Annotated in this window: 15 protein-coding genes, 1 tRNA gene and 1 pseudogene; 8 read left to right on the top strand and 9 right to left on the bottom strand. The window is 58.5% G+C overall.

Going from position 1 to position 13,505, the window contains the following annotated elements; genetic code table 11:
- Positions 1–23 precede the first annotated feature (23 nt).
- A complete protein-coding gene (locus VOI21_RS01265; protein WP_323766904.1) occupies positions 24–623 on the top strand; it encodes a rhodanese-like domain-containing protein in 600 nt (199 codons plus the stop codon).
- A gap of 44 nt (positions 624–667) precedes the next feature.
- On the opposite strand, the gene VOI21_RS01260 is transcribed toward VOI21_RS01265, so the two are convergent.
- The gene (locus VOI21_RS01260) at positions 668–955 is read right to left on the bottom strand and encodes a hypothetical protein (protein WP_323766902.1); all 288 of its coding nucleotides are present in this window, start codon (positions 953–955) and stop codon (positions 668–670) included.
- 534 nt (positions 956–1,489) lie between these two features.
- Here VOI21_RS01260 and VOI21_RS01255 point away from each other — a divergent pair.
- On the top strand, positions 1,490–1,696 hold the full coding sequence (locus tag VOI21_RS01255; protein ID WP_089276256.1) for a cold-shock protein: 207 nt from the start codon (positions 1,490–1,492) through the stop codon (positions 1,694–1,696).
- Positions 1,697–1,791: 95 nt separating this feature from the next.
- Here VOI21_RS01255 and VOI21_RS01250 read toward each other — a convergent pair whose 3' ends face one another.
- The 3 genes from VOI21_RS01250 to uvrB form a co-directional block, all read right to left on the bottom strand.
- Entirely contained in the window at positions 1,792–2,130 is a 339-nt protein-coding gene (locus VOI21_RS01250) for a hypothetical protein (RefSeq protein ID WP_323766899.1), read from the bottom strand.
- Between the two features lie 216 nt (positions 2,131–2,346).
- The gene (locus VOI21_RS01245; protein ID WP_323766897.1) at positions 2,347–2,979 is read right to left on the bottom strand and encodes a hypothetical protein; all 633 of its coding nucleotides are present in this window, start codon (positions 2,977–2,979) and stop codon (positions 2,347–2,349) included.
- Positions 2,979–5,177 (bottom strand): excinuclease ABC subunit UvrB, encoded by a 2,199-nt coding sequence (gene uvrB / locus VOI21_RS01240; protein ID WP_323766895.1) that lies wholly within the window; start codon positions 5,175–5,177, stop codon positions 2,979–2,981. Before uvrB ends, VOI21_RS01245 begins: the two co-directional genes overlap by 1 nt.
- Before the next feature lie 301 nt (positions 5,178–5,478).
- Between uvrB and VOI21_RS01235 the strand changes: the two genes are divergently transcribed.
- The 4 genes from VOI21_RS01235 (at position 5,479) to VOI21_RS01220 (ending at position 7,203) form a co-directional block, all read left to right on the top strand.
- The gene (locus VOI21_RS01235; RefSeq protein WP_323766893.1) at positions 5,479–5,865 is read left to right on the top strand and encodes a hypothetical protein; all 387 of its coding nucleotides are present in this window, start codon (positions 5,479–5,481) and stop codon (positions 5,863–5,865) included.
- 412 nt (positions 5,866–6,277) lie between these two features.
- Complete coding sequence (locus VOI21_RS01230; RefSeq protein ID WP_323766891.1) at positions 6,278–6,589, top strand: ETC complex I subunit; 312 nt, start codon at positions 6,278–6,280, stop codon at positions 6,587–6,589.
- Positions 6,577–7,083 (top strand): GNAT family N-acetyltransferase, encoded by a 507-nt coding sequence (locus VOI21_RS01225; protein ID WP_323766889.1) that lies wholly within the window; start codon positions 6,577–6,579, stop codon positions 7,081–7,083. Before VOI21_RS01230 ends, VOI21_RS01225 begins: the two co-directional genes overlap by 13 nt.
- Positions 7,084–7,126: 43 nt before the next feature.
- Positions 7,127–7,203, top strand: a tRNA-Arg gene (locus VOI21_RS01220).
- A gap of 109 nt (positions 7,204–7,312) precedes the next feature.
- Here the strand turns inward: VOI21_RS01220 and VOI21_RS01215 are convergent.
- The 5 genes and pseudogenes from VOI21_RS01215 to VOI21_RS01195 all read right to left on the bottom strand — a co-directional run.
- Positions 7,313–7,444 (bottom strand): annotated as a pseudogene (locus VOI21_RS01215) (IS5/IS1182 family transposase); the annotation flags it as partial.
- A 186-nt stretch (positions 7,445–7,630) separates the two neighbouring features.
- On the bottom strand, positions 7,631–7,996 hold the full coding sequence (locus VOI21_RS01210) for a hypothetical protein (RefSeq protein ID WP_323766887.1): 366 nt from the start codon (positions 7,994–7,996) through the stop codon (positions 7,631–7,633).
- A complete protein-coding gene (locus VOI21_RS01205) occupies positions 7,993–8,853 on the bottom strand; it encodes a hypothetical protein (RefSeq protein WP_323766885.1) in 861 nt (286 codons plus the stop codon). Before VOI21_RS01205 ends, VOI21_RS01210 begins: the two co-directional genes overlap by 4 nt.
- Before the next feature lie 94 nt (positions 8,854–8,947).
- A complete protein-coding gene (locus VOI21_RS01200) occupies positions 8,948–10,459 on the bottom strand; it encodes an amidohydrolase family protein (protein WP_323766884.1) in 1,512 nt (503 codons plus the stop codon).
- A 30-nt stretch (positions 10,460–10,489) separates the two neighbouring features.
- A complete protein-coding gene (locus VOI21_RS01195; protein ID WP_323766882.1) occupies positions 10,490–11,416 on the bottom strand; it encodes an IclR family transcriptional regulator domain-containing protein in 927 nt (308 codons plus the stop codon).
- Positions 11,417–11,508: 92 nt separating this feature from the next.
- Here VOI21_RS01195 and VOI21_RS01190 point away from each other — a divergent pair, with 92 nt between their 5' ends.
- Together VOI21_RS01190 and VOI21_RS01185 are read left to right on the top strand one after the other, a co-directional pair.
- Positions 11,509–12,321 (top strand): citryl-CoA lyase, encoded by an 813-nt coding sequence (locus VOI21_RS01190; RefSeq protein WP_323766880.1) that lies wholly within the window; start codon positions 11,509–11,511, stop codon positions 12,319–12,321.
- A 9-nt stretch (positions 12,322–12,330) separates the two neighbouring features.
- The gene (locus VOI21_RS01185) at positions 12,331–13,479 is read left to right on the top strand and encodes a CaiB/BaiF CoA-transferase family protein (protein ID WP_323766878.1); all 1,149 of its coding nucleotides are present in this window, start codon (positions 12,331–12,333) and stop codon (positions 13,477–13,479) included.
- Positions 13,480–13,505: the final 26 nt, after the last annotated feature.

Genomic DNA, 13,505 nt, shown 5'->3' with positions numbered 1-13,505 from the left:
GATTTTAACGAAGGGGGAGAAACATGAAACAGATTGCTTTTCTTGCGCTGGTTTTGGCGCTTGGCGCGCCTGCCGGGGCTGATGAAGTCAACATCTCGCGAGATGTGGCCTCTGTCACCGTGGCGACGCCCGGCGGCGGAGAGGTCACGATCTCACGGGTTCAGGACACGGATGCGGTGATCGAAGGCGATTTTGCGCGCATCGCCCGTCCGTGTCCCAGCTTTTGCATCCAGCCGATCTCTCCCGCTGAGGGGGTCACGACGATCGGAGAGTTGGAGGTGCTGGCCGCGCTTCAGGACGCTGACATCATGGTGATCGACAGCCGGGTGCGCCCCGACTGGGAGACCGGGACTATCCCCGGGTCAGTCAGCATGCCTTACACGGAAATGGTCGACCGTCTGGGCGAACTGGGCTGCGAAGTGGATTTCGAAGGTTTCGAATGTGATCCGGATGCCGTTTCGCAGGTTGTCCTGTTCTGCAACGGGCCATGGTGCGGTCAATCGCCGACGGCGATCAGACGCATGATAGAGGCAGGGTATCCGGCGGAAAAGATCAGCTACTATCGCTGGGGGATGCAGGGCTGGCGGATGCTGGGCCTGACGGTTGCCGGTGGCGAGAGTTAGGTGTCTTGCCCCTGTCCGGCAACGCCAGACAGGGGCTGCAAGCCTCAGCTGCCGCCGTCTTCGCCATCGCGCAGTGCGATGGAAAGCCGGGTCAGGCTGTCGATGGCGGTGAGGCCATCTTCGCCCGCGGTCTCATAGCTCAGCAGGACACGGTCGCCAGCACCAAGGTCGGCGGGCACGTCGATCCCGGACGGCAGTTGCCAGATGGTCTTGTCAGTGAGGACAAGAAGATCGGCCTTGCGATCGTAGGCAAGGACAAGCCCTTCGGTTTCGTCGGCGACGGCGGGGAGGGCGAAAAGGACCGCGATGGCGGCGGCGAACAGGGTGCGCATGGGCATGTATCCATGTGAGGAAAGCGCTCTCGGCGCGACCTCGCGCCTGCAGCCGCCGGGTGGAGCCTCACACCCGGATGGCGCGAAAGTGGGATGGGGCAGGGGGCGCTGCAAGAGGTCCGGAAAGAAATATTTGATGGGGTCAGGAACGCGGCAAAAGGTGGGTTGAAAACCCACCCTACGCAGGCCTTTGGGGTCCGGTGGTACGCTTGGCAAAGGGCGCATTTGGTGGATGTCAAAACCGCGAGTGACAAGCATTGCCAGCGTGTCAGTTGTGCGGGTGCGCTACCTGCCGCCAGAGGCCATCGCTGCCCCTGTGCTGCAGGTATCAGGTCGGTCGAGGGCGGGCATGGTCGCCAAGTCCGACCTGTACAAGACACTTGCGTTTGCGGGGCATATCTGGCATATGGGCCGGGCTAAAGACCTTCTCTTCGACTTCTGTTTTCCGTCACCGGCACGCAGCTACTCGATCAAGACGCGCCTTTGCCGGGCCGCTGCATATTGCGAGCGGTATAGAAAACAAGGAAGTATCACATGGCCAATGGCACAGTGAAATGGTTCAACACCACCAAAGGTTTCGGTTTCATTCAGCCTGATGCAGGCGGCAAAGACGTGTTCGTGCACATCTCGGCTGTTGAGCGTTCGGGCCTGACCGGCCTCGCAGACAACCAGAAAGTTACCTACGACGTGGAAGCAGGCCGTGACGGCCGCGAAAGCGCCGTGAACCTGGAACTCGTGTAAGGCATATCGCCTTTCGACGTGATGTGGCGCGGTCCCCGAAAGGGGGCCGCGCTTTGCGTTTGGGGCAATCGTTTCGGGCGCGCGGACCTTGGCCGTCAGGTCACCCGCACCATCAGGACCATGGCGGCGATGGCGCAGGCGATTCCCGCATACTCGCGGACATAAAGACGTTCGCCGAACCAGATTACGCCGATGGCGCACAAGGCGAGCAGCGTGAGTATCGAATAGGCTACGCCAGCCTGCGCAAGCGTCATGTGACGCATGGCCCAGAACCAGAAGATCGCCGAGACCGCGTAGATAACGCACCCAGCGACGACCAAGCCGGACATCAAAGGCTTGCCGCTGTCGGCAGCGTGTTTGAGCAGCGTATCGCCAACAATGACGACAAGGGCGGTGAGTAGGGTAAATGCAAAGCCGACAAGAACATGTGACATTGGACAGGCTTCCGAAAAAGGCTTGATGGTCGCCGATGCGACGGCCAAGGGAATTCAGGAAGTGTGCCTTGGTCGTTTGGCGCGCGTCAGTGGGGCAAACCTGACCCTGATGTCGGCAGGGGGAGCGTTGTGGTGGCGGAGTCATGCTTTCAGTATGATGCTCGCGCGGCGGCTTGTTCGCCGCTCGAGCGAGGAACGTTTTCGAATGACATGAATTTAAATGATTTTGTTCGCTGCGAAGTTTGCAATGGGCACTTTGATTTTTGGTTCGTGTTTCTGAAGATATTCGCAACAAAGATTTAGGTTGTTGATTATGCGACTTTTTTTGTCGATTTCCAGCAAAATCACAGCGTTCAGTGCGGGCTCGGTCATGTTGCGCAATACAGTTAGAAGTTTCTCGTGCTTGCTGCGATCAGTATGAAATAGGCGGCCGTTGAAGTAGGTATCAATGATCTCGTTGCTTGAAAAGTAGTGCCACGACTGTAGGGCGCTTTCTTGGTCCCAAACGGATTTTTCATATTCTAAAAATTCTCTGACGTGGGATTCGGTAAACCTTTGCGTTAACTTATTGCAAATTTTCTTATACTCAGTGGTTTCATTTCTTGCTATAAAAACACGAAAATCCAAGAAAAGTCCCTTGAGGCGGTGGGGGTTTTGTAGAAGAGCGTTTTCTTCAATTTTCCCTGATGAACGGTCGAAACTCATTGCCAGTGTTTTTCGACTTCCTAAAAAGTCTATCCAGTTCTTGCGGAGTTGGTTTGCCCGAAGGCAAAAGCTCTCAAACTGTTGGTACTCAACGGTTTCGATTCTGCTCGAAGCTTCGTACACCTTCCACTTTGAAATAGGCATCACCGCTTCCGCCGCTTCACATTCCCCCCGCGCTGTCCCGGCTTACCTGCCGTAGACCGCCCCTTGGCCTTGACCGCCGCCTCTGACGCTCGCTCCACCGCCTGCTGCCGCGCCAGCGGATCGTCGGACACCGCCAGATCGACCGCTTCCAGCCGTTTGACCTCATCCCGCAGGCGTGCGGCCTCTTCGAACTCGAGGTTCTCGGCGGCCTTGCGCATATCGGTGCGCAGCCCGTCCAGAACCGCTTGCAGGTTCGCGCCTTGCCGCGCCGGGTCGATCTTGGCGGTCACGCGGTTCATGTCCACGTCGCCCTTGTACAGCCCGGCAAGAATGTCTTCGACGTTCTTTTTCACTGTCGCGGGCGTGATGCCGTGTTCCTTGTTATAGGCGATCTGCTTGTCGCGGCGGCGATTGGTCTCTGCCAGCGCCCGCTCCATGCTGCCGGTCATGCGGTCGGCGTACATGATGACGCGACCGTCCGCGTTCCGCGCGGCGCGCCCGATGGTCTGGATCAGCGAGGTCTCGGAGCGCAAAAAGCCCTCTTTGTCCGCATCCAGAATGGCCACCAGCCCGCATTCGGGAATATCCAGTCCCTCGCGCAGCAGGTTGATGCCGATCAGCACGTCAAACGCGCCCAGCCGCAGGTCGCGCAGGATTTCTATCCGTTCGATGGTGTCGATGTCCGAATGCATGTAGCGGACCTTGATCCCCTGCTCGTGCATGTATTCGGTCAGGTCCTCGGCCATGCGTTTGGTCAGGGTGGTCGCCAATGTCCGGTAGCCTGCGGCCGTGACGCGGCGCACTTCGTCCAGCAGATCGTCCACCTGCATTTCGACCGGACGGATTTCGACCTGCGGGTCCAGCAGCCCGGTAGGGCGGATGACCTGTTCGGTGAAGACGCCGCCAGTCTGTTCGATCTCCCACTTGGCAGGGGTGGCCGAGACAAAGACCGACTGTGGGCGCATGGCGTCCCATTCCTCAAACTTCAGCGGCCGGTTGTCCATGCAAGAGGGCAGGCGAAAGCCGTGCTCCGCCAGCGTCATCTTGCGGCGGAAGTCGCCCTTGTACATGCCGCCGATCTGCGGGACCGAGACGTGGCTTTCATCGGCAAAGACAATCGCGTTGTCGGGGATGAATTCGAACAGGGTGGGGGGCGGCTCACCGGGGGCGCGGCCGGTCAGATAGCGTGAATAGTTCTCGATCCCGTTGCAGACGCCGGTCGCCTCCAGCATTTCGAGATCAAAGTTGGTGCGCTGTTCCAGCCGTTGCGCCTCTAGCAGTTTGCCCTCATTCACCAGTTGATCCAGCCGCTGCCGCAGCTCTTTCTTGATGCCGATGATCGCCTGATTCATCGTCGGGCGCGGCGTCACATAGTGGCTGTTCGCATAAAGGCGGATACGCTCAAACGTATCGGTCTTTTCCCCCGTCAGCGGGTCGAATTCGGTGATCGATTCCAGTTCCTCACCGAAGAACGACAGCCGCCAGGCGCGATCCTCAAGGTGGGCGGGCCAGACCTCTAGAGAATCGCCGCGCACCCGGAAAGACCCGCGCTGAAACGCCTGATCATTGCGGCGGTACTGCTGGGCCACCAGATCGGCCATGACCTTGCGCATTTCGTATTCGCGGCCCGTGTGCAGATCCTGCGTCATGGCGCCATAGGTCTCGACAGAGCCGATACCGTAGATGCATGAGACCGACGCCACGATGATGACGTCGTCCCGTTCCAACAGCGCCCGGGTGGCCGAGTGGCGCATCCGGTCGATCTGTTCGTTGATCTGGCTTTCCTTCTCGATGTAGGTGTCCGACCGCGCGACATAGGCCTCTGGCTGGTAGTAGTCGTAATAGCTGACGAAATACTCGACCGAGTTGTCGGGAAAGAAGCCCTTGAACTCGCCATACAACTGCGCCGCCAGGGTCTTGTTCGGGGCAAGGATGATCGCCGGACGCTGGGTCTCTTCGATGACCTTGGCCATGGTAAAGGTCTTGCCGGTGCCGGTGGCCCCCAGCAGGACCTGATCGCGGTCGCCGTTGTTGACGCCTTCGGTCAGTTCGGCAATGGCGGTCGGCTGGTCGCCGGCGGGCGAAAACTCGGTGTGCAGAACAAACTGCTTGCCACCTTCGAGCTTTTCTCGCTCGCGGACATCGGGGGCCGGCGCGTGCAGCAGCGCGGGCATTTGCTCGGGGGAATTGTTGTGCATGGGGCAGCTCCGTTCCCGGAGAATATGTCGCGCGGCAGGGGGCGGGACAAGGGGAGGGGGCGGGATTGATCCCTGTGTTGCGGTCGCAGGCCTGCCTGCGGCGTCTCGGAAAGCAATGCAAAAAAGAGGGTGGGTATTCCTTTGCGCGACTTTCAACCTAAAGGGGAGTGGGTTACTATTCCCTTCCGGCACCGCCTCAATCTGGCCGTTTCCGGGGGGATAAAAAGGACCCAAATCAATGGGTATACTGCCCGATTGCATTACTGAGGCCACGGTCCAGTTTGACGCGGCTGAGGGGGTCGTGACCCTGATGGTCTGGCGTTTCGGAGATGGACGCCGCATGCTGCGCGGGCGTCCCAACGGTTATCTAGCGCCCGAGGATCTGGCGAACGCGATGAAACTAATCGTCGAAGATCCGCGCATCGGTCCGGGACTGCCGACATTGTGGGACTTCAGAGGGCATGATTTTTCGGTGTATTCCTCATCCGAATTTCGCACACATGCCTTTCTCATTCCGAAATTTCCGGGGCGATTGGGGATCAGGCGGGGTTACCTTGTAGACAGCGATACTGGATTTGGCACCTTGCGCATGTTCCAGGGGGCGGCAAGCGGATACAATTTTGAGGATCAGGACAATCTGATGGTGTCCTACAGTCTGGAGGAATTGATCGACTGGTTGCTGGTCTGACGGACCCGCCATTCGACAGGATTCGGGCGTGGCAGTCGGGCGGTGTCCCTTGAGGCCGGGACAGTGCCGATTTGACGGGGAGTACGGGCGCAAAGGTCCCTCACCGCTTCTGAGATAACTGGCAATAATTTCAGATAAATAGACGGGGTTGTCTGGTCAACAAATTGAAATGCATGAGAAAAATAGATAGATTGATATTGCCTTAATCGAAAATCGAGATGTATCTTTTTAAGGACAAGCAGGCGGGAATCGGGCTTTCGTCTACACCTACCCACCCCTCGCTCCCTGTGGACATCCCTGACTCGTGCCTGCTTGTTCAATCCGGGATAAATGTGACATTAGGCGCCCTTGCGGCTCTTGTGTCGGGCCTGCATATCACGCATGAACATGGTCATAGACAGGGAGTTGCGACATGCGGGCACGCATTTATCAGCCAGCCAGAACGGCCATGTCGTCTGGGCAGGCCAAGACCAAAGGTTGGACGCTTGAGTTTGCACCGGACTCGCCCCGATCCGTGGATCCGCTGATGGGCTGGACCTCGTCTCGCGATACGCAGGCTCAGGTCCGGTTGCAGTTTGACAGCAAAGACGCCGCACTGGCCTATGCCCGTGAACACGGGATTGATGCGCAAGTGCTTGAGCCGAAAAAGCGCAAACCCAATATCCGCGCGCGTGGTTACGCCGAAAACTTCGCTGTGGACCGACGCACCGCTTGGACGCACTGACACCACGTCTGCATGAGATCTTTAGTGAAGCGCCCGAGGTTGAGGCGCTTCTTGCCGCGCATCATGCACAGATGCGCGCTCAAAGCCCCGAGGAAAGCTGTCACGTCATGACCGGCGAAGACCTGCGTGCGGGTGGGGCACGGGTGTTTGCCCTGATGCAACGGGATGGGGCGGTGCTGGCGGTCGGTGCGTTGCAGATCGTTCAGGACGGGGCAGAGCCAGCCAAGCTATCCCGACGGTCTCCGGTGTTTGAACTCAAGAGCATGCATGTTGCCGCAGTTCGGCGCGGGCAGGGGCTGGGCCATATGCTTTTGTCCGCAATACTGGGTGAAGCGCGTAAATCAGGGGCTGCGGGTGCCTGCCTTGAAACGGGGTCGGCGCCGGGTTTTGCCGCCGCCCGGGCACTGTACCTATCGCAGGGATTTGAGACATGCCCACCCTTCGGGTCATATGCCCCGGACCCGCTGAGTGTTTTCATGTGTCGCAAGCTGTGAATGCTTGCCCTGCGGCACGAAAATCTGCAAAAACCCCGTCAGCGGTCCCTTAGCTCAACTGGATAGAGCAGCTGACTTCTAATCAGCAGGTTGAGGGTTCGAGTCCTTCAGGGATCGCCAGCGAGTCTTCAGGTGCTGCTCAGGCCCGTCTTGGTGTGTGGCTTGCCGCCAGTGGTTTCCAGATAGGGGAAAACGCCCTCCGGCAGACAAGCCATTAGCAAGTGCCAGATATCTTCAAGGCTTGGCGATCCGGGTTTCTCGCGGCGATGCGCTCGCCGAAAGACTTTAGGCAGCGCATCTTGGCCTCGACGCGGCTTCGGAGGTGGTATCCTGACCACCGCTTCCTGAATGCCCTGCCATAGCAAACCGCCGAAACCCACATCCGCGTCGCACTTTTCAATCGCTTCAACGCCCTCGGCACAGCCAGTTTCGTCCCCTTGGCCTGAACCTGAAGGGGCAAGGGAAGTCACGCCTCAAGCGGCTATTTTGCAACAACGCCGATCCGGGATGCTCCGGATAATTGAAGATCTACAATCCCAATAGCGTCTTAAGTGGCGACTGACGGATACTCCTTCCCGACCCAATGTTGCAGCTTGGCTGCAAACTCCTTCTGAAAGGAAAGGGGGCCGGATTTCTGAAGGTAGGGTTCATCATAGATCCCGATAAAGATCGTCAGATTGAGAAAGAAATGAGCACCCATTTCAAAGAGGGCGACATAATCGTGATTGATCAAAGCGTCACGTTCCTCGGGCGTGAAAGCGTTGACTGTCGACATTTCGGCATCGCTCAGTCGCGGGCCGATCGACTGTTCCCACGTGGCGACAAAGTTGCGTGGGTCTTCGGTGTAGCGTTTCAGATACTCAGGGTCACGATCAACGGTGAACAGGAATTTGTTGACGTAGTACTTGCTCATGCTGCGGCCTCCTTTGGATACCAAGTAAAGTAGGCTTCCATCGTGTGGAACAGATCGAGGTTGTCGACGTAGTCGGCACCCTCTGGCCCCGCGACGCCCAACATCAGAATAAAGTTCAGGAAACCGTGCGTGGCATTCCCGCTTTGGGCCATGCTTTCGTGATCGACGTTGTCTAGGATCGCATCAATGTCGCCGTTGCGCAGCCATTCGATCGCCTGATGATCGAATTCAGGGTCTGGCCCGGTTTCCATGAACTGGCGCGGTCCGCCCAATTCCAGCGACAGGTGACCTGTGCCGATGGCGGCGACGCGTTTGTCCGATGGATAGGCGTCAATCGCTTTGCGGATGGCGCGGCCCAGATTGTAGAAACGGCGCGGAGAGGGTAGCGGCGGGGCAAAGATATTTGTGTAGATCGGCACCACGGGCAGATCCGCGTCTGGACGCACGGTGATGATCGGACAGATGATGGAGTGGTCGATCTTCAGCTCATTCGAAAAGGCAAAGTCAAAGTCCTGATCCATCAGGTGTTGATGCATGAAGCCTGACATATCCTCGTCGCCTTCAAGTACGTACTTTGGAATGCCGAATTCGCGTTCCTCATTGTAAAAGGTCGCGTCGTAGCGCGGCGCTTTGCCAATCAGGAACTGTGGGCAGTTGTCCAGAAAGATCTGGTGAAAGTGGTCAGAGCCGATCATCACCAGAATATCGGGTTTGGTGCGTTCCAGAGTCTCGCGGTAGGCCTCGATCTTGCGCTTCCACTCCGGTGCCTGCGGCATCTGCTGCTCTGGCGGCATTGTCGTCGCCTTGAGATAGAACGGGTGGTGGGTCGAGGCCAAGGTGGCAACCAGTTGGGCCAAAGTCACACTCCTTCATCAATCGTATGGCCCAGACGGGCCGGTCTATGGGGAGAGCCCCGCAGCGATTGGCCACGGGGCTGATTTGCATCTGGGATCAGGCGAAAAGATCGTGTTCGATGCCTGCGGCCTGAAACAGATAGTCTCGGCTCGATTCCAGCTCACCGCGCAGGCGTTCGATGTCAAAGCCCAGCATCTGGCCTTTCCATTTCTTGACCTGACCGGCGACCATGACGGTATCGACGTTGTTGCGTTCCATCAGGGTGACAACAGCGCCCGGCACGTTGTTCAGGGGCGCGACGTTGATCGCTTGTGCATCCAGCAGAATGATGTCCGCTTCTTTGCCGGGGGTCAGTGACCCGATCTTGCGGTCCAGCCTGAGCCCTTCGGCCCCGCCCATTGTCGCGTGCCGGATGGCCTGCATGCACTGCATCAATTCGGGGTATTCCTGGCCCGACAGCGCCTTTTCGTTTGCAAACATCCGCTGCAATGTGATCAGGCCGCGCATCTGAGTGAAGAAGTCCGCCGTCATGGTGCATTCCACATCTGTGGACAGCGACGTTGACATGCCCAGATCAAGGGCCTTTTGGATCGGTGGGGTGCCGTGGCGCATGTGCATTTCAATCGGCACCGCCAATGAAACGTGTGCACCTGCATCCTTGGCGTATTTCCAGCCATCGTCAGACATGCCGGTCATGTGGATAAAGATGTTGTCTTCGCCGAACATGCCAGACGCGCCCAGCTCATCAAACGTGGGTTGCATGCCAAAGGTGCCGACCACATGCAGGGCAATCGGTAGGCCCAATTCGCGGCCGATCTTCCATGCGGCTTCGTACCCGGGCAGGTAGATTTCGCCGCCCATGACCATCGTAGTCAGTTGGTCGTCAGAGCTGAAATACTGTTCCTTGATGCGTGCGGCATCCGTCGGGTATTTCGCCCGGTCGCCCCAGCCCTCGAAGTAGCCAAAGACCCCTCGGCGACCCGCGTCGCGCAGGCCCTCGATGGCGGCATCGGAATGTTCGGGCGAGTGGTGGATCTGGCTGACATCCATGACCGTTGTCACGCCGGCGTCAAGCTGTGCAATGCCGCCGAACAACTCGTTGATATAGACGTCTTCAGGCCGGTAGTGCATCGAAAAGCCCTGCAGGATCGTCTCGTAATAGTTGGACGCGTTCGCGGGGCGGCCATCATTGATCAGAATGCCATTGGACAGTTGGCTGCGCAGCGCGGTTTCGAACTGGTGGTGGTGGGTGTCAACAAAACCCGGCATCACCACTTTGCCCGCCGCATCAATCACGGCTGCGTCGGGTGCATCTATATTGGCCCCGACTTCTACAATGGTCTTGCCGTCAATCAGCACGTCGCCGACGGCAAAGTTGCCCACCGCATCGTCCATCGACATGACTGCGCCGCCCTTGATCAGCACGCGCCGTCCGGGGGTTCCAACGCCTTCGGGCAGGGTTGCGGCAGCAGCATCCTGAGCATGTGCCGTTCCAGCAATCGAAATTCCGGTGGTGCCGGCCACACCAGCGATCGCGGATGCCTTGAGGAAATCGCGCCGTGTGGGGCAGGGCAGCTGGGGCTTTTGGGGATCGCAAAGTCTACACAATTTGGTCTCTCCTCCTGAAGTGTCTCTTTGTTATTGTCCGATCACCGTCGCCAGTGCGGGATAACGCGTGAGGGACTGAGCAATGCTGGACGCGACGACCCGCATTTCGGGCAGGCGTTCGCGGATCAGGTAGTCGGCATCGATCATGCCGCTGTAACCGGATGTATTCAGAGCGGCGATTGTCCGACCATCCACAGCACGGATCGGCACGGCGAGCGCGGTGATCCCGTAATCAAGCTGATCGACGGTGGTCGAATAATGCGCTTCGCGAACCGCATCGATTTCGGCACGCAACGCAACAGGATCGGTGATTGTCTTCGATGTCAGCGGCGCAATGACAAGGCCGTCGAAATAGGCGTCCAGAGCATCCTCAGAAAGCCCGGCAAGCAGAACTCGTCCCAGTGATGTGGCGTAGGCCGGATACCGCGCCCCGACAACCGCTGCGGCCCGACGGGCACGTTGCACAGAACTGTGCGCGATATAAATGACGTCCTTGCCGTCCAGCGTTCCGACAGAAGAGGCATCGCCGAACTTGGCCACCAGATCACGCAAAAACGGCTGAAGCACCTCATCGATTCGCGCCGAGTAATAGAACGCCGACCCAAGGGTCATGATCTTGGGCCGCAGATGAAAGCGCTTGTTGCTTTGCCCGACATAGCCAAGCGTCGATAGGGTGATCAGGCTGCGACGTGCGGCGGCCGGGCTTAGCCCGACCTTGCGGGCAATTTCACTGAGCGTCATCTCAGGGCTGCCGACGTCGAAACTCTCAATAATCGCAAGGCCCTTTGCAAGAGCCTCGACGAATTCGGCGGGTCTCTCGGCGACAGCTTCGCCGCGCTTCCTGCCGGTATTTTTCTTGCCCTGATCGTGACGTTCGCTTGGTTCAGGCATTCCGCATTTTTCCACTTCCCAAGAGAGCCGCGTCTCTTTGTTTCGTGTCCAATGATGCGCTGTCACAGCGGCAAAACATTGAAGCTTGACGAAACCTTAAATCGCTGCAATGCTTTCGGCAAGAGAAAAAATTTTCGGTATGCGAAAAGAGGTGTGGGATGCGAATTGGCAAGCAGGATCAGGCGTACACGGCAATCGCGACATCAGATGCTGAATCGATCACGGTCCGCGGCTATGACCTGTGCGATGATTTGATCGGTCAGATCGATTTCAGCGACTATTTCTGGCTGCTGGTGATCGGGCAAAAGCCAACGCCTGAGCAACGCAAGGTGCTTGATGCGTGCCTTGTCGCTATTGCCGAGCACGGTCTGGTCCCCAGCGTACAGGCCGCACGTATGACGCTCGCCGCGGGTCCGGACGCATGGCAGGGGGCAATGGCGGCGGGCCTTCTGGGTATGGGCTCTGTGGTGGCTGGCAGCACCGAGGTTTCGGGGCGGTTCCTGGCAGAGGTCATGGAAAAAGCGGATGCAGACGGCACCGAACTTGAGACCGCAGCCATCGCAAGCCTGATGAGCCTCAAGGCGCAACGCAAGAAAGTGCCCGGTCTTGGCCATCCGCAACACAGTGACGGTGACCCGCGTGCCAATAAGCTGTTGGAGATTGCCGACGATCTGGGCGTGACCGGGCGGTACATCGAAACTCTGCACGTTCTTGCCAAACATGCTCCGGGGATCATCAACCGTCCGCTGCCGATCAACGTGTCGGGTGCCATTCCGGCGGTGATACTGGATGCGGGCTGGCCGCTTGAGGCGCTCAAAGCGGTGCCTCTGCTGGCGCGCACGGCCGGACTGGCCGCACATCTCTATGAGGAATCTCTGAGGTCCATCGGGTTCATCATGTCCCATCAGGCAGATCTGGCGATCTCCTACGATGGTGAAGCCCCAGAGTCCCACACAGAAAAATCAGCTTGAGGCGGAATCATGGTCAAAATTCTAAAGGATATCCGCGTTGTTGAAATGGGCACCTATATCACCGGGCCCGCAGCTTCGATGCATCTTGCCGATCTGGGTGCCGATGTGATCAAGGTTGAACGCCCCGGTCAGGGTGACCCGTTCCGGGCGTTTAAGGGCGGCCTCTACTCTCCGCATTACCAGACCTACAATCGCAACAAGCGTTCGATTGCGCTGGACACAAAGCAGCCGGACGATCTGGCGACGTTTCACGAACTGATCGCCTCGGCGGATGTGTTTATTCAGAACTTTCGTCCCGGGGTGGCGGAAAAGCTGGGCGCGGGCGAGGACGATCTGCGCAAGATCAACCCGTCCCTGATCTATTGTGCGATTTCTGGTTTCGGCAAGTCAGGCCCGTATCGCGACAGACCCGCCTATGACACGGTAGCGCAGGCCGCCAGCGGCTATTTGCGGTTGCTGACGCCTCCGGCCAATCCCCGGGTTATCGGCCCCGCGATCGCGGATTCCGTCACCGGCCAATACGCCGCGATGGGGATTCTGGCGGCGCTGGTGGAACGGGGCAGCACCGGCAAGGGCCGCAGGCTGGATATCTCCATGCTTGAAGCGATGACGCATTTCAACCTCGACAGCTTTACGCACCATTACTCAGTGGGAGAGGTCATGGGGCCGCTGTCGCGCCCGGTTGTCTCGCAAAGCTACACGTTCGAATGCAGCGACGGCAAATGGGTGGCCATTCACCTGTCTTCGCCCACCAAGTTCTGGGAGGGATTCCTGTCGGCCACCGGGCAGGAGGTCTTGAAAGACGACCCAAGGTTCGCGGACCGTCTGGAGCGTATCAAGCATCAAGACGAGATGATCGAGATCATGACGCCGGTCTTCAAGTCGCAGACGCGTGAGACGTGGTGCAAACGGTTTGAGGCGGCAGAAGTCCCGCATTCACCGGCCTATGACGCTGACGAAGCGTTGGAAGATCCGCAAGCCAAACATCTGCGGATCGCGGTCAGTTCAGAGCACCCGGAGATGGGCAAGTTCACAACGGTGCGCCCGCCTTACAGCTTTGATGACACGCTCGAATATGAGGTTCTGCCACCCCCGACGCTGGATGAGCACGGTGATGAGATCCGGGCTGAACTGACCAGCGCGCGCAAGGCTGGCTGACACCGATTTGCGATCAGGGAGGAGCA

Source organism: Antarctobacter sp., assembly GCF_034670325.1.
Taxonomy (GTDB): Bacteria; Pseudomonadota; Alphaproteobacteria; order Rhodobacterales; family Rhodobacteraceae; genus Antarctobacter.
This window is presented reverse-complemented; position numbering and strand designations above follow the sequence as displayed.

Excerpts from the sequence above, each read along its gene's own strand:
- VOI21_RS01265 (WP_323766904.1), top strand. The coding sequence starts at position 24 with ATGAAACAGATTGCTTTTCTTGCGCTGGTTTTGGCGCTTGGCGCGCCT.
- VOI21_RS01260 (WP_323766902.1), bottom strand. The coding sequence starts at position 955 with ATGCGCACCCTGTTCGCCGCCGCCATCGCGGTCCTTTTCGCCCTCCCC.
- VOI21_RS01255 (WP_089276256.1), top strand. The coding sequence starts at position 1,490 with ATGGCCAATGGCACAGTGAAATGGTTCAACACCACCAAAGGTTTCGGT.
- VOI21_RS01250 (WP_323766899.1), bottom strand. The coding sequence starts at position 2,130 with ATGTCACATGTTCTTGTCGGCTTTGCATTTACCCTACTCACCGCCCTT.
- VOI21_RS01245 (WP_323766897.1), bottom strand. The coding sequence starts at position 2,979 with ATGCCTATTTCAAAGTGGAAGGTGTACGAAGCTTCGAGCAGAATCGAA.
- uvrB (WP_323766895.1), bottom strand. The coding sequence starts at position 5,177 with ATGCACAACAATTCCCCCGAGCAAATGCCCGCGCTGCTGCACGCGCCG.
- VOI21_RS01230 (WP_323766891.1), top strand. The coding sequence starts at position 6,278 with ATGCGGGCACGCATTTATCAGCCAGCCAGAACGGCCATGTCGTCTGGG.
- VOI21_RS01210 (WP_323766887.1), bottom strand. The coding sequence starts at position 7,996 with ATGAGCAAGTACTACGTCAACAAATTCCTGTTCACCGTTGATCGTGAC.
- VOI21_RS01190 (WP_323766880.1), top strand. The coding sequence starts at position 11,509 with ATGCGAATTGGCAAGCAGGATCAGGCGTACACGGCAATCGCGACATCA.
- VOI21_RS01185 (WP_323766878.1), top strand. The coding sequence starts at position 12,331 with ATGGTCAAAATTCTAAAGGATATCCGCGTTGTTGAAATGGGCACCTAT.